Consider the following 19933-nt stretch of genomic DNA (forward strand, 5'->3'; position numbering starts at 1 on the left):
TAAATGTAGGTATTGGTGGTGTAAGATGACCAGTCAAATCGAGCTCCGGTTCCTCCTGGTGTCACGATAACTGGAGAGATAGGGGAACAGGTCGGTGTACTCAAGGTCGTTGCAGAAAGGGTATCCCAGTTGGCATTAACATCACCTGCAATACAACGGCATCTTAATCTGAAATTATACTTTGTATTTGGAACAAGATTAATAATACGATACGCAACTGCCGTACCAGTTGGATTCGCTCCATACCAAACAGACGTTGAGGCTGCTTTCCATTGAACTTCTATCGCATTATAAGAACCAGCATCCCAAGTGAGTTTTATTGCACTTGCGCCTAATATTGCGGCGAAATTGGAGGGGTTATTACAAGAAGCGGCAATCGCACCTACCTGACGGCGTATTAGGCTGCCTGTAGCTGTACCGTTTGGCCAAATGCCATCAGCATCGGTAAGCGCATAGATAATTGCACCTGCGGCATTGCGAACTTCCACGCGACGAACTCCATTTGGATTGTTAATACCAATTGGTACTACACCTGCAAAATCACCTGTTACACCCGCATTGTCCCAAATAGTTGCAATGTCGGTAGGTAAAGACCCTTGCGATCCATTATCGTCGGTGCTTGTTTGGTTTTGATGAACATACAACGGACGGCCTGTACCTGCTGTGTTGTTATAAATCATTACGTACTGACCAGCATAGTCGTTCAAATAATTGTTTACTTTTACAAAAGCCCCATCATCGGCAGTACTTGCTGTAGAAGCACTTGCACTAATATCAAGTAATTGAATTTGATTTGCACCAACAAACATAGGCGTGCCTGGCATCGTATTGCCGTTAATAGCTACGGCAGCCCTGATAGTTACAAATCTTCCCGCCTTAAACCGTGCATTTCCAGAGGTGCGTAAGTAAACCCAGAATAGGCCACTGTTTCCACTGGCATCTGTTGTAAAGCTCGGATTGGTAGCTCCATAGGCCGAACCACTCCAAATACTACCTGCTCCAAATGAAGTATTGGCACTACCCAATGTATCTAAGCCTAAACGAATATCGTAAGTAGTGTTTGCTTGCAAATTGCTGATTCTTAAACCAATCGCCATTGGAGTAATTACATTTTGCATGCCCCAGTATTGTGGTACAAATGCTTCTGTCATTGTAGGTGCTACGCTAATAACAATGTTGGTACTCGTAACAGTGCCAGCTACGGAAGTAGCTGTTGCTAAAAGTGTATAAGTTCCTGCTGCCGAGAATGTAATGTCGTTGAAGGTGGCCACTCCGCTGCTTGCAGTTTTGGTAAGTGTGCCGTCCAATGTGCCAGGACCTGATGCTTTGCTGATAGTTACGTTACCACCATAAGTGTTATCAGTGCTGTTGTCGGTACGCTTGGCTGTTACTGTAAAAGTACTTACCATGTTGGTCGCTGTGCCGCTGCTTGGTACGCTACCGAATACCAATTGGCTGGCTGCTTCTTGTACGGTTACCGATTGTGTGGCATTGGTAAAACTTGCGCCAGTGGCTGTAAGAGTTGCTAGACCTGCTTGTGTAAGTGAAATACCTGTGAAAGTAGCTGATGTACTACCATTCGAGATAGTGGCAGTGTTTGTTCCTACGATTGAACCTAAGTTAGTGCTTAATGTTACATTCAAATCGCTACCTACTGCACAAGCTACACCCGTACCAGTTTGCGATTCTACGGTGATGTTAAATGTTTGACCAACTGTTGGGCTGGCTACCGTAATTGATTTAAGTGCCAATTGCGTAGGCGTACAAGCTGCTGCTGCTGGCGTTACGGTCATCGAAAAGTCATCTATGGCATAAATACCGTCGTTGCCTGTATCGTTTACATCTTTCCAACGAATCCACAAAGTGCCATTATTTGCCCAGCCTAAGCCGCTAACACTTGCCGAAATAGCTGTTTTATTGGCTGCCTGATTGCCGTCTAATAAGCCAGAAGAGGTAGAGCCTGTTTGTTTTTCTACCAAATCCATTCCTGTGGCAGCTGTCCAAGTACCTGTTGTTACTGATGTTGCATCAAAACTGTACTCAAAAGCTACGGTTTCATTAGCTGTGCTGCTGCTGCCTGTTCTCCATTGCTCCATTACACCCGTCCAAGCAATATCTGTAATAAGGCTTCCTGTTGTGTTTTGAAAGCTTGCTCCAAAATAGGGCGTTACTGAATTGGAAGCCAATGTTCCAAGTGCTCTATCGATAGCACCAGCAGATCCTACATTGTACATAGTTCCTGAATTGGCTGAACCTGTTGTTACCGTAAGGGTTGTGATGGCAGTGCCTGTACTTGATGATCCTGCCCAACCTGTCGGATAGGCTGTGCCCGTTGTGCCCATGCCATCAAAATTTTGGGTATAGGTCAAATCGCCTGCCGCAAAAGACTTGGCTTGGCCAAATGATTTCGGGCTACTGAGTGCCAATATGGCGGCACCAATAAGCCACGCGCTTTTTTGTATAATTTTCATAAAGTTATTTTGTTAATTGGTGGACAAATGTACATTGAGCTTATTAAGCTAATGTTTCCCAAAAGTTAGTAATTTTTATTTTAAATAATTAAATACTTTATTCTATATGTTTTTTGTAAGGGGTTGATTTTTAGTTTTTTATCTGAAAAAGAAAAAATGACTTAGTTTTTTGCCCAAACTCCTGTTATTTCGTACAAAAATGTATGTCAATGGACAATAAAACGATACTCAAAAATATACGCCTCATCGTCTCGCTGATGGAGCTGCACGAGGAAAATCCTTTCAAAGTAAAGCCTTATCGCGATGCGACTTTTGCCGCTGAACGCAACAATGACAATTGGGCAATGCTTTCAGAATCAGAACTTTCTGCTGTTTTTGGTAAAAAAGTAGCACAAAGTATCGCCGAACTTGTCCAGACAGGTTCTTGTACGGATTTACAATCTCTTTTGCAGAAAACCCCCGAAGGCGTAACGGGACTTTTGAAAATCAAAGGCTTAGGTGCAAAGAAAGTGCGTGCGCTGTGGTTGGAGCATAAAATCGAAACAGTAGAGCAGCTTTGGGATGTTTGTCAGACAGGCCAACTGGCCAAGTTCAAAGGTTTTGGTGAAAAAACGCAACAGTCCATTTTGGAAGCTTTGGTTTTCATTCAGGAAAATAAAGGAAAATTGCATTATTCGGATGCGCTGCCGTTGGCCGAACAGCTTTTGCATTTGTTGCAAGAATGCCCCAAGACTGTTCAGGCTGATTTTACGGGGAGTTTGCGCCGACAAGATGAAATTATTTCGGTGATAGAAATTTTGGTCGCTTCCGCCAGCCCCGAAATTCTCGAAGAGGCACTTAACCAATATCCGCATTTGCAGCCAACCCCACAACTTTCTAACCCTTGGACGTGGCGCGGTGTTTGGCTCGAAACGGGTGTTTCGGTTGCTGTAAATTTTTGTAAACCAGAAGATTACATCAAAAAACAATTGTTGCTTACGGGTACAGCAGCGCATTTGGCCGAGCCTCTGGCCATAGGCCAAACCTTCATGCAATGGATTCGCAAACGCGAAACGTTCGCCACAGAGCAAGAGGCCTACGAACAAGCCCAGTTGCCGTACATCGTGCCAGCCATGCGCGAAGGGCGGCAGGAGTGGGAGTGGAGCAAGCAATTTTCGATTACGGAACTTGTTGAATATCAAGATTTGAAAGGTATTTTGCATAACCACAGCACTTACAGCGACGGCGCGGACTCACTGGCCGAAATGGCCGCTTACGCCAAAGCACAAGGTTTTGAATATTTGGGAATTTCGGACCATTCCAAAACGGCGTTTTATGCCAATGGCCTGACGGAAGAACGCGTGTTGGCACAACTCAAAGAAATAGAACAATTGAACGCACAACTTGCGCCGTTCAAGATTTTTAAAGGCATCGAATCGGATATTCTCACGGATGGAAGTTTGGACTACGCGCCTGATATTTTGGCTCAATTTGATTTTGTAGTGGCTTCGGTGCATTCGGTGCTGAATATGGACGAGGCCAAAGCCACGCAACGCCTCCTTAAAGCCATCGAAAATCCTTATACTACGATTTTGGGTCACCCGACGGGGCGTTTGTTGTTGCGCCGCGAAGGTTATCCGCTTGACCACCAGAAAATTATAGATGCTTGTGCTGCCAATGGTGTAATGATAGAAGTCAATGCCAACCCTTGGCGACTGGATTTGGATTGGCGTTGGATTGGCTATGCCATGCAAAAAGGCGTTCAGATTTGCATCAACCCCGACGCGCACCAAAAAGAACGTTACGACGATATGCGTTACGGCGTGTTGGCCGCGCAAAAGGGCGGTTTGGTCAAATCCTTTACGTTTAATGCGCTGGGCGCAGAGCAAGTGGCCGCCTATTTTGAAAACAGGAAAAAGAAGTGATGAGAGAAAAAACGCTGCATTTAATGCGGCGTTTTTTTATTTATTTGAAAATATAGTTATAAATTTACTTTCTTACTTAAATATAAAAAGAGCCTAAATGTATGAGTATTAGAATTGAAAATCTTTGGGATGACAATGGAAATCCGTTTGGCAAATGCAAATTGGAAAGAGAACCATACGCAGAAGTGCTGACCAGTTTAGTAGAAAATTATCCGTCAGGTTTTGTGTTGGCCATTAACAATAAGTGGGGAACAGGTAAAACTACTTTTGTGCAAATGTGGAAGCGATATTTGAAAGAGAAAGCGTTTCAAACTGTTTATTTTAATGCGTGGGAAAATGATTTTGAAGATAATCCGTTGGTGGCCATTATTGGCGAGTTGAAAGCCTCGCTTGGCAATGAAGATTCGGAAGGATTTGAGAAATTGATAGACGCAGCAGCTACATTCTCAAAAAGTATTATACCCGCTTTACTAAAAGGAGCTATTAAGAATTATATAGATACAGAAGTTGTTGTAGAGGCTATTTCTCAAGGCTCAAAGGGACTAATAGAAATATTTGATAAAGAAGTAAACGAGTACGCCACCAAGAAGCAAAATATTCAAGCCTTTAAAAACAATTTGACGGAATTACTTCAACAAAAAACACCAGAAAAACCATTGGTGTTTATTATAGATGAGTTGGATAGATGCCGTCCCAATTATGCCGTATCTGTACTAGAACAAGTTAAGCATTTATTTTCTGTGCCTAACATTGTATTTGTGCTTTCGATTGATAAACAGCAATTAGGCCATGCCATTTGTGGCGTATATGGAAGTGCCAATATAGATACTACGGAATATTTACGCCGTTTTATTGATATTGAATACAGTTTGCCTGAGCCTAATAATGAGAAATTTTTCAACTATTTGTATCAATATTATGGTTTAGATAGTTTTTTACAAAGTATTAGCAGCGATGAAATAGAGCTTAAAAATGTTCTAAGACTTTTATTAACCAATGCAACGCTCAGGCAGCAAGAAAAAATACTAAGTTACACAAGAATAGCGGTAAGGACACTTGGATATAATACTCAGCTTGATTTACGAATAATTGCGTTTTTGATTTATGTAAAGTTTCTTCAAGAAGACTTTTATAATGATTTGAAACGACACATTCCTATTGACAAGATGCACCAACAATTTATTGATATATTGCAAGGTTATACATTTTCTAATGATGAAAATGAAATTGTTGCTTGGTTAGAATGTTTATTGTTAAAATACTATAGTTATAATTGGGGACGAGCTAAAGGGCATGAGTTGTTGCTAAAACAACCAGTGGAAAAACTAAGCGATGTGAAAGTACGAATTTTACTAAAATATAGTAGTGAACAACAAATGATTGATACAATACAACGATTTAGTAGGTTATCACTTGATGATTTTATTAAAAAAGTAGATATGTTAGATAATTTTCTTGTCTAAATAAATCCGTCCCGCTTTTACGTTGTATGCGCAAAGGCGGGACGGATTGGTATTAAATCTTTTCTTTGTGCATGATGGTGGCTTGGCCGTCGAGCACTACTTTTTGGGTGCTAAGGTCAAAGATTTGGGTTTGGACAATAGCGGTATGTTTTTCTGGGTCGGTGTCAAGTACCGTACAAACGGCCTCATAGTCAGTGTCCACGAACATCGGGCGTTTAAATTCCATGGATTGTTTGAGGTAAATCGTGCCTTCCCCTGGGAATTGTGTGCCAAAAATTTTGGAAAAAATACTGCCGCTCAAAAAGCCGTGCATGATGGGTTTCTTAAAAACGGTGTTGGCGGCGTAGGCCTCGTCTAAGTGTATAGGATTGTTATCGCCTGTTACGGTTGCAAACGATTTCACATCTTCTTGCGAATACCGCAAAGTTTGCTTAAAAACATTACCTACTGTTACCATAGTTTTATTTTTTTGGATTAAAAATTGCGTTTTGGTTAAATTTTCTCTTAATATTTTGAATTTATATCAAAATCATACAAATTTGCAGAGAAAAATCTAATTGACCAAACAACAATTGTATTTTTTCGCTTGCAAGAAAAACACAATAGCATTTATTACTCTACAATATCTATTCTAATTTTTCATTTAATCACAAGTAATTTTTATGGAGACAGCTAAAAATGTATTGGACGCTTGGGTTGAGACACAAAACAAGGCCGTTAGCAACATGGTTGAAACAACCAAAAAGTTTCAAGAATCTATTGCCAAAGGCAATGTGCTGGAAAAAGGTACGGACATCTACAAAGACTGGTTCGAAAATCAGAAAACACTGATGGAATCGGCCTTTAGCAGTGCACCTGTATCGGTTTCGCCACAAGTAACTCAACTGACCAAAAACGCGACCGACACGTACAATGAGTTGCTTAATATGCAACTTTCGTTTGCCAAAACATGGGCAGATACGTTCAACAAAGCTGCTTCTTCAGCAACTACTCCACCATTTTCGCAAGATGCGTTCTTGAAAGAGGCATCGCGTTTGTACGAAAAATGGAACAGCTTGTATCAGAGTTGGTTGGGGCAAGCAACGCCTCAATGGTCAGCCCTTAAGCCCGCCGATTGGAGCAAAGCAGGGAATTTTGACCAGCTCATCAATGCAAGTGGTGTTTATTTCAAACTCTACGAAACTTGGCAGCCGCTTGCCCAACAATGGCAAAAATTTTCGGCATCAGCCACGCAAGTAGATGCAGACTGGTGGAAAAAAGCCTACAATCCAGAGGCTTATAAGGAAGTGTTCGATAAAATGTTTGGCTTTGCTAATAGCGAGCGCATGAAAGATTATTTCAATGAGCTTTCGCATTTTGTAAGCAGCTATCAAGATACATTTAAGCATTGGCAAAATACGTTTAATAGCCAAGTGCAAAGTTTTAACAAATCAATGGCGCACCCATCGGCCTATAATTTTGGCGAATCGTTGCAGCCGTTTGTTAATCAGATAGATAAAGCCTTAGAGCCACTCGGACGCTTGTTGCCTGAAGGAAAAGAAAAAGAATCGTATGAGGCCATGCTCAAAGTGAAAGAAGACTTTGCGCAGTTCTGGAAAAAATACACGGAGTTTCAATACATGGTGTATAATTCAGGACAAAAAGCAATGGAAATGCTCATGGCCGAGCAAACCAAAAAAATGTCTGAAGGTGTTCCAACCATTCAGAGCTACAATGAATTTTATTCGCAATGGCTCAACACGACCGAAAAGGTAATGATTGAGACTTTTGGTACAGAAGAATTTAGCACAACACAAGGCGAAATGTTGCGTTTGGGCTTGGGCATTAAGCACTCGCTCGAAAAACAAATTGAGAAGGCTTTGTCTTCGTATCCTGTGGTTTCGCGTACGGAAGCCGACGAAATGGCACAAACAATCCATGAGTTGCGCAATCGCGTTCGTCAGCTTGAGAGAGCTTTGGACACTACGCCTGCCGCCGCCGTATTGGTAACGGACGAAGAAAAGGCGGTGAAAAAGAACGGTACTAAACCAAAAGCATAAAAGTAGTTCCTTGTATTTTGGGGTAAATTCCCCACAAATAGAGCAAGCACGTTGTGTTTGCTCTATTTTTTACTTTAAACAAAAAGTTGATAGTTGATTTTGTGCAAATAGTGAGTAGTGTTATGTCTTTTTTTGTGATGAAGGTTTGTGAATCCTCAAAAAAGTATTAAAATTGTATTCGATTGATACGCGTGTACTATGTAATATTCGCATCCATTAAGCTATAACACAGCCTGTTGATTCATAGAGAGGAATATTGTTGGAGTTGCATAGATGACTATATCGGAGACGCTGTATTGTATTTTATTAGTAAAAGTTTTGTTTAAAACAACTAAAAACGGAGGTGATAATGTACAACAGCAGTTAGTTAGAATCTATGTTATGATTTTTGTCAGCTTTGGGTTTGTAGAAATATCATGCAGGCCTGTGTAGCGAATCATTCAGCAGCTTGGGGGCTGCACCTACTTTTGTCTCATTAAATCACAAAAATATTTGCACACAATGGAACTTCAAAAATTTAGTTACGACAACCGAATCGTTAAGTTATTTTCGATTGCGACAGTCGTTTGGGGTTTGGTGGGTATGCTTGTGGGGCTTATCATTGCAACACAACTTTTTGTACCTGCACTAAACTTTGGTGTGGCCTATACTACTTTTGGCCGTATCCGTCCGCTGCATACCAACGCAGTGATTTTTGCGTTCGTGGGTAATGCGCTGTTTGCAGGCATTTATTACTCCATGCAACGTTTGCTCAAAGCACGTATGTTTTCAGATGCCTTGAGCAGCATTCACTTTTGGGGCTGGCAGCTTATCATCGTGGCTGCTGCTGTTACGCTTCCTTTGGGTCTTACTACTTCTCACGAATACGCAGAGTTGGAGTGGCCTATCGATATTGCCATTACACTTATTTGGGTAGTGTTCGGTATCAACATGATAGGTACGATTATCAAACGCCGCGAAAAACACATGTATGTGGCGATTTGGTTCTACATCTCTACTTTCGTAACGGTGGCGGTGCTACACATCGTAAACTCTTTCGAAGTGCCTTTGAGTTTATTTAAAAGCTACTATGTTTACGCTGGTGTACAAGATGCTTTGGTACAGTGGTGGTATGGCCACAACGCGGTGGCGTTCTTCCTTACTACGCCTTTCTTGGGTTTGATGTATTACTTCATTCCTAAAGCTTCTAACCGTCCCGTATATTCGTACAAACTTTCGATTATCCACTTCTGGTCTTTGATTTTCATTTATATCTGGGCTGGTCCTCACCACTTGTTGTATAGTGCCTTGCCAGACTGGGTACAAAGCTTGGGTACTGTATTCTCTATCATGTTGATTGCGCCAAGCTGGGGTGGTATGCTTAACGGCTTGCTTACTTTGCGCGGTGCTTGGGACAGAGTACGCGAAGATGCAGTATTGAAATTCATGGTAGTAGCGGTAACGGCTTACGGTATGGCTACTTTTGAAGGCCCAATGCTTTCTTTGAAAAACGTAAACGCCATTGCTCACTTTACTGACTGGATTCCTGCACACGTACACGTAGGTGCATTGGGCTGGAACGGTTTCTTGACTTTCGGTATGCTTTATTATTTGATACCAAAAATGTGGCGTACTGAATTGCACAGCAAAAAATTAGCAAACGTTCACTTCTGGTTGGGTACAACTGGTATCATGTTCTATGCTTTGCCAATGTACTTCGGTGGTTTCGTACAAAGTATGATGTGGAAACAATTTACACCAGATGGTTACTTGCAATATCCAAACTTCTTGGAAACAGTAGTACAACTTATTCCAATGTATGCTTTGAGAGCTTTGGGCGGTTTGTTGTATTTCATTGGTGTAATCGTGATGACTTACAACCTTTTGAAAACGGCTGGTGCTGGTAGCTTCTTGGCCGATGAGCCTGCTGAAGCTCCTGCTTTGTCGCCAGTAAATCACCCAGGCGAAAAATGGCACTCTGTATTGGAACGCAAACCTGTTACTTTCACAGTGTTGGCTTTGGTTGCTATTTTGATTGGTGGTGCTATAGAAATGGTTCCTACTTTCCTTATCAAAAATAACATTCCAACGATTTCTTCTGTAAAACCATATACGCCACTTGAGTTGGTTGGTCGCGATTTGTATATCCGTGAAGGTTGCGTGAACTGTCATAGCCAAATGGTTCGTCCGTTCCGCTCAGAAACCGAACGTTATGGCGAATACTCTAAAGCGGGTGAATTTGTTTATGACCACCCATTCCTTTGGGGTAGTAAACGTACTGGTCCAGATTTGCACCGTGTGGGTGGCAAATACCCAGACAGCTGGCATTACAACCACATGTTAGACCCAACGACGATGTCTCCAGGTTCTATCATGCCTTCTTATCCTTGGTTGTTTGATCAAACAATTGATGCTACAAACATCGCTGCCAAACTTGAAATTATGCGCAAATTGGGTGTTCCGTATTCTGATGATGCAGTGGCTACTGCTCCTGAAAATATGAAAACACAAGCCAATGGCATCGTTCAAAGCCTTGCTAAAGATAAAATTCAAGTAAATGCAGATGCTGAAATTGTTGCTTTGATTGCTTATCTACAACGTTTGGGTACAGATATCAAAAACAAATCGGCAGAAGAGATGGCTGACGACGCTGGTTTGTCTGATGCAGCTGCACAATAATTAGACTTTCAAAAGTTTCTCCGTGAAATACTATTTTGCGGAGAAACTCCAAAACTAAATGATGATTTTATTCTAAAAATATTAAAGGTTATGTTCAAGCACTATTTTGAGAGAATTGCCGAGCAAATCGCAATTTATCCGATTATATCCCTTGTGATATTTGTTGTTTTTTTCGTAGGCCTTACGTGGTGGGTGATTACCGCCGACAAGAATTATATAGCTCATCAGAGCCAATTGCCTCTCGACCTCAACGATGAGTCAAATGGTGCGACGAACCTCTAATCTAGTTAGTTTAAAAACTTTAACACAAACTCATTGACAATGGAAACTTTATCAGAAATGAGCCAAGAACAAGTAGTTCTGCTCTCTGTGGTTGGGGTGTTGTTGGCGTTAGTGGTCTTGACGTTGTTTGTCTTGATTCAATTGCTATATGCACTTAATATGCGCTTGGCCAAACAAGCAGGCGAGGAAGAAGAAACGATGCTTTCTTCGTTTTACAGTGGCCTTACCGACGCTGTACCTATCGCCAAAGAAGATTCAATTTTGTTAGACCATAACTACGATGGTATTAAAGAATTGGATAACCATTTGCCACCATGGTGGAAATATTTGTTCTATTCAACTATCGTGTTCAGCTTAGTATATGTATTGGTTTATCACATCTACGGTATTTCTCCGCTACAAGCTAACGAATATGTGGCTGAAGTAGAAAAAGGCAAAGCAGAAGTTGCCGCTTATCAAGCTAAAAATGCGAACAGCATTGACGAAAACAATGTGAAATTGGTTTCGGATGCTAAAAGCCTTGAGTTGGGTAAAACAATTTTCTCTACTAACTGCGCTGCTTGTCATGGCAAAGCGGGTGAAGGTACAGTAGGCCCTAACCTTACAGATGATTACTGGTTGCATGGCAATAAAGTAAATGATGTGTTCAAAACCATCAAATACGGTGTTCCTGCAAAAGGTATGATTAGCTGGCAAGCAAAATTGAAACCAATTGATATTCAAAACGTAGCAAGTTATATTTTGAGCTTGCGCGGTACTAATCCTCCAAACGGTAAAGCCCCACAAGGCGACAAAATGGAGCCCGCCGCAGCTACTGGCGACAAAAAAGTAGCTTCATTATAATAAATTAACTAGATAGGCTTTCCCCACTCAGATTTTTGAGCGAAGGAAAGCCTATCATCTAAAAACTCAAAAACTAATATGGAACTCAGTGATAAAAAACAATCGGCAGATGATGAATTCTGGGAAGACTCCGAGATGTATCGCGATGCCATCAGTACTGTAGATGCCAACGGCAAACGTATATGGCTTTATCCTAAAAAACCCACTGGCGACTACACCAACAAACGTATATGGTTTAGTGGTCTTCTCTTAATCATTTTATTTGCTGTGCCATTTGTCAGTATTCATGGCAGGCCATTACTCCGCTTCAATATTTTCGAACGAGAGTTTATTATTTTCGGAAATTATTTCTTTCCGCAAGATTTTATAATACTGGCAGTTGCCGCCCTCGTTTTCTTTTTATTCATAGCCTTGTTTACGGTAGTTTTTGGCCGCTTATGGTGTGGCTGGGCTTGTCCGCAAACGCTTTTTATGGAAATGGTTTTTCGCCGCATCGAATATTGGATAGAAGGCGATGCCAATGCACAACGCAAGCTGGATGAAGCGGAGTGGACGACCGAAAAAATTTGGAAGAAAACCGCCAAACACGTCATTTTTGCTTTATTCTCGCTCATTATTGGCCATTTGGTAATGGCTTATCTGATTGGCTGGCCAAAATCAATTGACCTAATCAGCCAACCGCCAACCGCACATTTAAGCGGATTTATCGCCCTGATGGCATTTAGCACTATTTTTTATGTGGTATTTGCGAAGGCGCGCGAACAAGTTTGTGTGGCGATTTGTCCTTACGGACGCTTGCAAAGCGTGTTGCTTGTCAAAGAAAGTATCGTTGTGATTTACGACTTTTTGCGTGGCGAGCCGCGCGGAAAACGTCAGAAAAACGCTCCTACAGTTGCGCCAGCTTTAGGCGATTGTATTGACTGTAAACTATGTGTGCAAGTATGTCCAACAGGTATAGACATTCGCAATGGTACGCAGCTTGAGTGTGTAAACTGTACGGCTTGTATTGATGCTTGCGATGCGGTAATGGACAAAATTAAACAACCTCGCGGACTTATCCGTTTTGATAGCCAACAGGGTGTAACCGACAATATTAAGCTCACTTTTACGGCGCGTATTGCGGCTTACACTGCGGTTTTGGTGGTACTTGTTGGCCTCGAAGGATTTTTGTTGATGGGCAGAAGCCCCATCGAATCCACTGTTTTGCGCGTGCCTGGTATGCTTTACCAAACGACCGAAAAGGGAATGCTTACCAATTTGTATAATGTTCAAATTGTAAATAAAACACCCGAAGATTTGGTCGTAGAACCAAAACTCAAAGGTTTTGAAGGTAAAATTTCGGTTGTTGGCCAACAAAAATTGGAAGTGAAACAAGGAAAAACGCTTGACGTTGTAATGTTTATTGAGCTGAATCCGAAGGATTTGCACGCCGTGAAAACCAAACTTGACATTGATTTTTATGCCAATGGCAAATTGTTAGAATCAAGTTCGACAAACTTTATGGCTCCTGCTCCACAAAAATAAATAAATCATTCTTTGAGGAGTTGTGAGACTATATTTAGGCTTGCGACTCCTTCTTTTTCTACATTTTTTGCAATCAAATTATTTCACCCAAAAAATTTTAAGACGATGAACTGGGGACACAAAATCGCTATTTTATATACAAGTTTTGCACTTCTTATATTGTTTATGGTATATATGTGTGTAAAACAAACCGATATTTTTTTGGTAAGTCCAGAATATTATAAAGAAGAAATGGCTTACCAAGACCGCATCGACGAGAAGGCCAACGCCCAACAAGCCAACATGGACATTAAGCAAGAAGCGGGCATGTTGCAGTTGCATTGGAACAAAGGCGCGGCCAGCGGCAGCGTGCTATTTTTCCGCCCATCGGATGCAAACAAAGATTTACAATTGCCTTTGGAACTGGATTCGGCAGGCAAACAAAACATACCAACGGCAAATCTGGACAAAGGCTTGTGGCGCGTGAAACTTCGCTGGACGCAAGGCAACAAAAACTTTTTTCAAGAAAAAGCCATTACGCTCTAACTGTCTGATTTATAAACTAAAACAAATCGCTGTAAAACAGTGGTTTATCTGTAAAATATGTTTTGGTCAGCCATTTTGTTAGGAATGGGCGGCAGCCTGCATTGTGTGGGAATGTGCGGCCCTTTGGTGATGGCCGTTCCTGCTACGCCAAACGTGTGGCTCGGAAGGCTTTTGTATCATGCTGGCCGTATCCTGACCTACGCGACGTTGGGCGCGTTGATGGGCGGCTTAGGACAACTCATTTCATTTGTAACGGGGCAGGAGTATTTGTCCGTAATCATGGGCGTAATTATGTTGTTAACGGTGGTTTTGCCTGTGGCTTTGCGCAATAAACTCTCCTCCAAAAACCCGATGTTCAAACTGAGCCAAAAAATACGCGGCTGGTTTGGCGTTTGGTTCAAACAGCGCAGTTATGCGGCGGTGATGGTGCTGGGAATGCTCAACGGCTTGCTGGTTTGCGGCTTGGTGTATGGTGCTTTGGCCATCGCGACGGCAACGGGTTCGGCACTTAAAGGCGCGGCGGTAATGGCTGTATTCGGGCTTTCTACCATGCCGATGCTGTTGGGAATACTGGAACTTATGTCTTGGATACCGACGGCTTGGCGTGCGTATGTACAACAGTTCTCGACGGCTGTAACCATGCTTGTAGCCATTGTTTTGATAATGAGAGGCTTGCATTTAGGAGTTCCGCTAAGCCCTGCCGTACAAGTACAATCTGGTACAGACGGCAAAGTAACGTGTTCGCATCGCTAAGGTTTTTATAGAGTTAAGATAAACAATACGAATAAATTGCGCCATGGCTTGTGTCTTCACAAGCCATTTTTTATTGCTCAGATAGTTCTTCTTCGTCCGCCTAACTGAACTTTTGCGCAGCGATTGGGCTTTTCAATAAAGAATTGACGATGAATTAGACCATGCAAAAGCAGCCGTTTTTGCCTCAAATATTTTTACAATGGACAAAAAATTACTTTACCTGAACATACAAACCAAATTGGCCATCACGGAAGAGGAGTTCAAGCAGTTTTCGGATTTGTTTGTGCGCCAATCCATCAAGAAAAAACAAAAACTCACCGAAGAAGGAAAAGCCAATGACCGACTGTATTTTATCGAAAAAGGGCTGTTGTTTTCGTTCAAAACCCTTGATAACGGCTGCGAACAAGTCATTCAGTTTGCCCAAGAAAATCACTGGATTTCGGATTTGTATAGCTTTTTTTCGGGTTCAAAGGCTTTGTTTACGATTCAGGCACTAGAAGACACCGAACTTTTGTCCATTACCAAACAAGAATTTGACATCATTTGCACACAGCATCCCAAAATGGAAACGGCATTCAGGCTCAATTTTCAGTCGGCTTACGTGAATACCTTGTTGCGCCTGTCGGATGTGTATTCGGAAGATGCCGAAAGCAAATACAATCATTTCGTGGAGCATAATCCGCAGCTCGTGCAACTCGTACCGCAATACCTGATTGCTTCGTATTTGGGGATTTTGCCGTCTTCGTTGAGCCGAATCAGAAATAAAAAATCCAAAAAATAATTTCTTAGCATAGGCGAACGATTCTCGGCTTGGGGCTACCGTAAATTTGCATCATCAAAAACAACATTAATAAATAAAAAGATGAAAAATTTACGAACCGTAGTAATAGCTATGCTATTGAGTGCCTGCGCTGTAAGTGCCAGCGCACAAAGCAAAAAAGAAGTTGCCAATGCTAAAAAACAACTTCAAGAAATTCTGAAATCGCAAGCCGAAACGCAAGCGCATTTGGTCAAATTTGACACGTTGGATTTTGTGGTGTACAGCACCCAAAACTGGAAAAGATTGCACGAATCGCACGCCAAAAATATCAAAGTAACGTACCCCGACGGAAGCGTAACCGTAGGTTTAGACGAACACATCAAACAGCTTTCGCCGATGTTTACGTTCGCGCCAGACACCAAAATCACGGAACACCCGATTCGCTTTGGTGCAGGCACTTACACCGCCGTAACGGGTTATATCGAAGGTACTTTTTCCAAACCAATGATGCTCCCCAACGGTGGCTCTATTCCTGCCACTGGCAAAAAATTCAAACTCCCGATGTGTACAATCGGCCTTTGGAAAGATGGCGTGATGTACGAAGAACAATTGTTCTGGGACAATCAGGCCTTTATGAAACAAATCGGCTTAGGAAATTAATCTTATAAACCCAAAATACACAACAAGATGACTTATTTAGAAAAAGCAACGGAACTATACCGCATGGTAAACGGTGGCCAGTTAATGGAGGCCTTCGAAAAATTTTATCACACAGACGTAGTGATGCAAGAGCTTGGCGAAGAGCCGCGCGTAGGCAAAGATACCAACCGCCAACACGAACTAAACTTTTTGGGTATGGTGAAAGAGTTTCACGGCGCGGGCGTAATTGGCATCACCAGCAACGAAGCCGAGCAAAAAACAATGGTAGAGTGTTGGATGGAACTGACGTTCCAAGACGGCAACCGCGTGAAAATAGAACAAATCGCGTCCCAAACTTGGAATGGCGAACATATCATCAAAGAAGTGTTTTACCATAAATAAGAAAAACACACCTAACCTTTTTTAGCTCACCGTCCCTCCGAATGCGTTTGTCATTGGGTGGGACGGTGAGCGTTTTATTCCAAGAACTATGAAGACGCACAGGCTATTTTTTACGGAAGCCTGCTATGATTCAAATTGTAGTTGCTTGCGAAGATACAAGACATCAATTATTTAATAATGGTAAATTTTTGGGAGGATTTTCCTTTGTCGGATAGAAGAACACAATAGTAAACTCCAGCACTCAAATCATCTAATTTTGCATTGATATTGTTATTTGATAAATCATTGATTGGAATATCTTTTAACATTACCCCTTGCACAGAATAAATTTTTATAGAGGCATTTTTGGTTTTTGTTGGTAATGCTAGTTTAAATGTAACATCGCCATTACTAGGATTAGGAACAATTGATAATTGAGTAACATCTAATTCTGAACGATTTGTTGATGTAATATACTGCCCCTGTGAAATGTATATATCATTTTGTTCGAATTGGCCGCTATAGTTTAGCACCATTACCATATATTGTCGGTTTGTGGTTCTATTATAGTCGCTAAATGAAACTTGTACTGCATTTTGAATTGCAGAACTCCCTTCCCCTTCCATCAAAACATATTTAGAGAAATCATTACTGTGTTTGATTGCGGAGTCGGGCTGCGTGTAGTTATTTAAATAAGAAGTATTAATGTAGTAAAGTCTATTTAGGCCAGTTGATAAGTTTTTTAATACTGCATAATATCGCGTTCCGTCCTTATAGGCCAGTGATCCATCTAAGATACGATAGCTAGTGTTTGTATTATTATCATGGATATTCTCAGCAAGTCTATACTGAAAAACAAAATGGTTAGTACCTGTAGGGGTTGTATTGTCATATTGTTTTAGATATACAATTCCTTTTTTATTGTCAGATGTTCTATAATGAAGATACAAATCAACCTGCGAAGTGTGTTGTATCGTAGAGCCATTTATTTGTTCTGTATATACGTAAGGAGCACTATTTCTAATGATAGAGGGAGAATGATAATGCAAAGGATTTAGGCTGCTATTGATTTCGGTAGAAGTCCAGCAGACAGTATCCAAGTTGTGAGTTACAATTTTAGTTTCATCTGTTATAAATGTATTATTCGGATCTGAGCTATTGCAGTTATTTCTTGCAAATAATCTCATTTTTTGAATATTGTTTTCATAGTAAATTGTAAATAAATCCTTTTCAATATTGCAAGTGTTTTCCCCATTGAGAGAATTGTAGGGGGGAGTTAAATAAAAAGAACTAATATTGTTAAATATATTATTAGTCCCTCCTGTATAGTTGCATTCAGCAGGGAAATTAAAGGCTGAAAAACCAGAACCGAGGTTGTTTCTTTGTGTTACCATTAGTTGCCCTCTTCCATTATTGCCTCGAATAAAATAAAGCCTCTTAGAGTCGTTAGAAAGGTAAGGGAATGATTCTCCATAACCTGTGTTAATTGAGGAAATTGGTGTTACGGAGTTGAAAATCGGGCTTTCTCCTGATTGCTGTGCCATAGCTATATTACAAAGCATGAGGCATGATAATGTACCGATTAAAAATTGACGAAAAATTTTCACAGAGAAAAAATTTTAGATGATAAATACTTTTGGTTGGTTTAAAAAAAACTCAATCGCCAAATTAATGAGTAGCTCTGTTATATAAAAGAATTTAGTGCGTTTTTTTTACATTGAATAAAAGAAAGTTGTTTGTTTAAACTTAATATATAGTACCCACAAACTTTCTACGTCTTAGGCTATTTTTAAGTTAAATTCTGCAAAATAACAAATATATTTGCCTTCTGTATATTTGCTTATTCCCATGACGAGAATAAAATTTTTGATTTTGGTTTGGCTGGTGCTGCCGTTTGCATTGCAAGCACAATATTCTTTTTTACCCGAAACCGCTTGGACAGCCGAAGGCAAAACCCTTGCAGGCAAAAAGGAAGGAACTTGGCGTTATTTTGATGCCAGTAAAGTGTTACGTTTGCTAATTAATTATAAATCAGATGCTTATTACGGTCAATGCGTGAGCTATACGCCTGCGGGTGTGGTGGCTTGCGAAGCCGAATTTGTGTCGGGTTTCCGCAATGGCCGTTATAAAGAAAATTACCCAGACGGCAAGCCGCAACTCAATACGATGTATATGCTCAATGAGTTGGAAGGAGAATATACAGCGTATTATCCCAACGGGAATATCTCGGAAAAAGGTCGCTACAAAGATAGCATTCGTACCGACGAATGGACGACTTATTACCAAGATGGCAAACGCCGCACGAACGGTTCTTACTATAATGGTCTGCCCGACGATGTTTGGACGTTTTATTACAAAAATGGCCAAGTACAACGCCGAGAAGAGTGGGATAGAGGCTTGATTTTGAATGTATTGGAACTGAATACCGAACAAGGAAAGAAACTGGAAGCTGGCACGCTGCGCGAAGGAAACGGCACGATTAAGCAATATTCGCCCGAAGGCGTGTTGTTGGCCGAACGTACTTGTACTAATGGCGTGGTGTCGGGCAAGGCGTTTACCTACACGGACAAAGGCAAGGTGAAAACCGAAGTCATGTACGTGAAAGGCAAGCGACAAGGTACGATGAAAGAGTTTGACGCCAGCGGCAATGTAATCGGCCAAGTGCAATACATCGACGACAAGGAAGAAGGCGCGAGCAAAGAGTTTTATCCGTCGGGGAAAGTGGCCGCACAAGGTTTTTACAAAGATGGCGAAGAAGACAGCACTTGGACGGAATACTACGAAACAGGCGAGACCATGTCCAAAACTTCCTACAAAAAAGGAGAGCCAGACGGCAAATGGACGCAGTATTTTGTGAGCGGACAAATCGCCACGCAAGGCAGCTATAAGGCAGGTAAAAAAGATGGTTTGTGGCAGATTTTCTATGAGTCGGGCAAAGTATATGAGACTGGTAATTTTGTAAATGGCAAAAAATCAGGCACTTGGAAAACCTATTACGATAACGGGAAACTCATGTCGGAAGGCAGTTTTGCGGATGGTTATGCCGATGGCATTTGGAAAAAATATCACCCCAACGGCAAAAAAGAGTCGGAAGGCCGCATGGTCGGCGGCTTGGAAACAGGCTTGTGGCGCGAATACACCGAAAGCGAAGTGTTGATTTCGGAAGGAAACTACAACAAAGGCGCGGAAGATGGTGTTTGGAAAAGTTTTTATAAAAACGGCAAAGTGATGCAAGAAGAAACTTGGCAAAACGGCAAATTAGTGTCGGTGGGCGAGTTGCTTTCTGCATCGGGCAAACCACTGGACAAAGGTACGTTCAAGGACGGAAACGGCACGCGCAAACAATATCACCAAAACGGCAAATTGATGTCGGAAGGCGAATATGCGGCAGGCGTTCAGACGGGAACTTGGAAATTTTACCACGACAACGGCAAACTTGCGGGACAAGGTGCGTTTCGCAGCGGCAGCCGCGACGGGCTTTGGAAATTCTATGATATAAAGGGACGAATAGAGTCGGAAGGATATTACATCAACGACGAAGCCGACGGCCTTTGGAAGTATTATGACGCAAAAGGCAAAGTTCGTCAGACGCTTAGCCTCAAAGAACCCGAAACCCGCTAAATCGGACAAGAATTTTTAGCATATAAAAAAACGCAAAGGCCTTGGAGTTTTCCGAGGCCTTTGCGTTTTT

The 19933-nt window shown here is 41.6% G+C and carries 16 protein-coding genes; 13 read left to right on the forward strand and 3 right to left on the reverse strand.

Going from position 1 to position 19933, the window contains the following annotated elements:
- Window positions 1-2471: fibronectin type III domain-containing protein (locus tag BM090_RS17390; RefSeq protein ID WP_143084033.1), on the reverse strand; the 2471-nt coding region annotated here is incomplete at its 3' end.
- Window positions 2472-2680: 209 nt separating this feature from the next.
- On the opposite strand from BM090_RS17390, the gene polX reads away from it, so the two are divergent.
- Entirely contained in the window at window positions 2681-4375 is a 1695-nt protein-coding gene (polX, locus tag BM090_RS17395) for a DNA polymerase/3'-5' exonuclease PolX (protein ID WP_091516791.1), read from the forward strand.
- A 101-nt stretch (window positions 4376-4476) separates the two neighbouring features.
- On the forward strand, window positions 4477-5838 hold the full coding sequence (locus BM090_RS17400) for a KAP family P-loop NTPase fold protein (RefSeq protein ID WP_091516711.1): 1362 nt from the start codon (window positions 4477-4479) through the stop codon (window positions 5836-5838).
- A gap of 52 nt (window positions 5839-5890) precedes the next feature.
- Here BM090_RS17400 and BM090_RS17405 read toward each other — a convergent pair whose 3' ends face one another.
- Window positions 5891-6295, reverse strand: coding sequence for a MaoC family dehydratase (locus BM090_RS17405; RefSeq protein ID WP_091516715.1), 405 nt, complete (start codon window positions 6293-6295; stop codon window positions 5891-5893).
- Between the two features lie 205 nt (window positions 6296-6500).
- Between BM090_RS17405 and BM090_RS17410 the strand changes: the two genes are divergently transcribed.
- From BM090_RS17410 to BM090_RS17455, 10 genes are all read left to right on the forward strand, one after another.
- Entirely contained in the window at window positions 6501-7877 is a 1377-nt protein-coding gene (locus BM090_RS17410; protein WP_091516718.1) for a poly(R)-hydroxyalkanoic acid synthase subunit PhaE, read from the forward strand.
- 501 nt (window positions 7878-8378) lie between these two features.
- Window positions 8379-10535 carry a cytochrome-c oxidase, cbb3-type subunit I gene (ccoN, locus tag BM090_RS17415; protein ID WP_091516722.1) on the forward strand — a complete coding sequence of 719 codons (2157 nt, stop codon included), beginning with the start codon at window positions 8379-8381 and terminating at the stop codon, window positions 10533-10535.
- Window positions 10536-10625: 90 nt separating this feature from the next.
- Complete coding sequence (locus tag BM090_RS17420) at window positions 10626-10817, forward strand: CcoQ/FixQ family Cbb3-type cytochrome c oxidase assembly chaperone (RefSeq protein WP_091516725.1); 192 nt, start codon at window positions 10626-10628, stop codon at window positions 10815-10817.
- A 39-nt stretch (window positions 10818-10856) separates the two neighbouring features.
- Complete coding sequence (locus BM090_RS17425; protein WP_091516728.1) at window positions 10857-11660, forward strand: cbb3-type cytochrome c oxidase N-terminal domain-containing protein; 804 nt, start codon at window positions 10857-10859, stop codon at window positions 11658-11660.
- Window positions 11661-11738: 78 nt separating this feature from the next.
- Window positions 11739-13184 (forward strand): cytochrome c oxidase accessory protein CcoG, encoded by a 1446-nt coding sequence (gene ccoG / locus BM090_RS17430; protein ID WP_091516731.1) that lies wholly within the window; start codon window positions 11739-11741, stop codon window positions 13182-13184.
- 105 nt (window positions 13185-13289) lie between these two features.
- Window positions 13290-13709: a FixH family protein gene (locus BM090_RS17435; protein ID WP_091516735.1), complete on the forward strand. Its 420-nt coding sequence runs from the start codon at window positions 13290-13292 to the stop codon at window positions 13707-13709.
- Window positions 13710-13766: 57 nt separating this feature from the next.
- Window positions 13767-14462, forward strand: a complete 696-nt coding sequence (locus tag BM090_RS17440) for a sulfite exporter TauE/SafE family protein (protein WP_091516739.1) — start codon at window positions 13767-13769, stop codon at window positions 14460-14462.
- Window positions 14463-14661: 199 nt separating this feature from the next.
- Window positions 14662-15243 (forward strand): Crp/Fnr family transcriptional regulator, encoded by a 582-nt coding sequence (locus BM090_RS17445; RefSeq protein WP_091516742.1) that lies wholly within the window; start codon window positions 14662-14664, stop codon window positions 15241-15243.
- 81 nt (window positions 15244-15324) lie between these two features.
- The gene (locus BM090_RS17450; protein ID WP_091516746.1) at window positions 15325-15882 is read left to right on the forward strand and encodes an ester cyclase; all 558 of its coding nucleotides are present in this window, start codon (window positions 15325-15327) and stop codon (window positions 15880-15882) included.
- Window positions 15883-15909: 27 nt separating this feature from the next.
- Window positions 15910-16263, forward strand: coding sequence for a hypothetical protein (locus BM090_RS17455; protein ID WP_091516750.1), 354 nt, complete (start codon window positions 15910-15912; stop codon window positions 16261-16263).
- A gap of 167 nt (window positions 16264-16430) precedes the next feature.
- Here BM090_RS17455 and BM090_RS17460 read toward each other — a convergent pair whose 3' ends face one another.
- Window positions 16431-17786, reverse strand: coding sequence for a T9SS type A sorting domain-containing protein (locus BM090_RS17460; protein ID WP_221405426.1), 1356 nt, complete (start codon window positions 17784-17786; stop codon window positions 16431-16433).
- A gap of 304 nt (window positions 17787-18090) precedes the next feature.
- On the opposite strand from BM090_RS17460, the gene BM090_RS17465 reads away from it, so the two are divergent.
- On the forward strand, window positions 18091-19863 hold the full coding sequence (locus tag BM090_RS17465) for a toxin-antitoxin system YwqK family antitoxin (RefSeq protein WP_091516758.1): 1773 nt from the start codon (window positions 18091-18093) through the stop codon (window positions 19861-19863).
- Window positions 19864-19933 lie beyond the last annotated feature (70 nt).

The sequence above is a fragment of the Flexibacter flexilis DSM 6793 genome (assembly GCF_900112255.1).
Classification (GTDB): Bacteria; Bacteroidota; Bacteroidia; order Cytophagales; family Flexibacteraceae; genus Flexibacter; species Flexibacter flexilis.

Coding starts and splice junctions, on each gene's coding strand:
- polX (WP_091516791.1), top strand. CDS start 2,681: ATGGACAATAAAACGATACTCAAAAATATACGCCTCATCGTCTCGCTG.
- BM090_RS17410 (WP_091516718.1), top strand. CDS start 6,501: ATGGAGACAGCTAAAAATGTATTGGACGCTTGGGTTGAGACACAAAAC.
- BM090_RS17400 (WP_091516711.1), top strand. CDS start 4,477: ATGAGTATTAGAATTGAAAATCTTTGGGATGACAATGGAAATCCGTTT.
- BM090_RS17425 (WP_091516728.1), top strand. CDS start 10,857: ATGGAAACTTTATCAGAAATGAGCCAAGAACAAGTAGTTCTGCTCTCT.
- ccoN (WP_091516722.1), top strand. CDS start 8,379: ATGGAACTTCAAAAATTTAGTTACGACAACCGAATCGTTAAGTTATTT.
- BM090_RS17435 (WP_091516735.1), top strand. CDS start 13,290: ATGAACTGGGGACACAAAATCGCTATTTTATATACAAGTTTTGCACTT.
- BM090_RS17420 (WP_091516725.1), top strand. CDS start 10,626: ATGTTCAAGCACTATTTTGAGAGAATTGCCGAGCAAATCGCAATTTAT.
- BM090_RS17465 (WP_091516758.1), top strand. CDS start 18,091: ATGACGAGAATAAAATTTTTGATTTTGGTTTGGCTGGTGCTGCCGTTT.
- BM090_RS17405 (WP_091516715.1), bottom strand. CDS start 6,295: ATGGTAACAGTAGGTAATGTTTTTAAGCAAACTTTGCGGTATTCGCAA.
- BM090_RS17460 (WP_221405426.1), bottom strand. CDS start 17,786: ATGGCACAGCAATCAGGAGAAAGCCCGATTTTCAACTCCGTAACACCA.
- BM090_RS17440 (WP_091516739.1), top strand. CDS start 13,767: ATGTTTTGGTCAGCCATTTTGTTAGGAATGGGCGGCAGCCTGCATTGT.
- BM090_RS17445 (WP_091516742.1), top strand. CDS start 14,662: ATGGACAAAAAATTACTTTACCTGAACATACAAACCAAATTGGCCATC.
- ccoG (WP_091516731.1), top strand. CDS start 11,739: ATGGAACTCAGTGATAAAAAACAATCGGCAGATGATGAATTCTGGGAA.
- BM090_RS17450 (WP_091516746.1), top strand. CDS start 15,325: ATGAAAAATTTACGAACCGTAGTAATAGCTATGCTATTGAGTGCCTGC.
- BM090_RS17455 (WP_091516750.1), top strand. CDS start 15,910: ATGACTTATTTAGAAAAAGCAACGGAACTATACCGCATGGTAAACGGT.